Genomic DNA, 809 nt, shown 5'->3' on the forward strand with positions numbered 1-809 from the left:
AGCGCCACGGCGACCACGCCCATCGTCTTGCCGAGCGCGCCTTCAGTGAGGCCCGCCGCCAGCATGGCCCCCACGATCACGATGGCCGAGATCGCATTGGTCACCGCCATGAGCGGCGTGTGCAGTGCCGGCGTGACGTTCCACACCACGTGATAGCCGACGTACACCGCCAGCACGAAGATGATCAGATTGATCACCGTGTGATTGATCATTTCCATGATGTCCGCTCCCCCTTAAGCCGCACGCAGCACTTGACCGTCGCGGCACATCAGGCACGCGCTGACGATGTCGTCGTTGGTATCGATGACGAGCTTGCCTTCCTTGTCGATCACCAGCTTCAGGAAGTCGAGCACGTTACGCGCGTACAGCGCGGACGCATCCGCCGCGACCATGCCCGCCAGATTGGTGTAGCCGGCGATGGTCACGCCGTGGACCTTGACGACTTCGTCGGCCACCGACAGCGGGCAGTTGCCGCCGCCGTTCGCGCCGCGTCCGGCCGCCAGATCGATGATCACCGAGCCAGGCTTCATGGCCTTGACGGTGTCTTCGGCGATCAGCGTGGGCGCCGCGCGCCCCGGGATCAGGGCGGTGGAGATCACGATGTCGGCCTGTGTGAGGCGCGTGTGCACCAGCTGGGCCTGACGCGCGAGCCATGCGGCGGGCATCGGGCGCGCGTAGCCGCCCACGCCCTTGGCGATCTCGCGCTCTTCGTCGGTCTCGAACGGCACGTCGATGAACTTGGCGCCGAGCGATTCGATCTGCTCGCGCACGGCCGGGCGCACATCCGAGGCTTCGATCACGGCGCCCAG

The 809-nt window shown here is 66.4% G+C and carries 1 protein-coding gene and 1 pseudogene; both read right to left on the reverse strand.

Going from position 1 to position 809, the window contains the following annotated elements:
- A partial coding sequence (locus W930_RS0125275; RefSeq protein ID WP_024788939.1) for an NAD(P) transhydrogenase subunit alpha occupies positions 1 to 218 on the reverse strand: 218 nt, incomplete at its 3' end.
- A 15-nt stretch (positions 219 to 233) separates the two neighbouring features.
- A pseudogene (locus W930_RS0125280) lies at positions 234 to 809 on the reverse strand (NAD(P)(+) transhydrogenase (Re/Si-specific) subunit alpha); the annotation flags it as partial.

The sequence above is a fragment of the Pandoraea sp. E26 genome, assembly GCF_000681415.1.
In the GTDB taxonomy this organism is placed as follows: Bacteria; Pseudomonadota; Gammaproteobacteria; order Burkholderiales; family Burkholderiaceae; genus Pandoraea; species Pandoraea pnomenusa.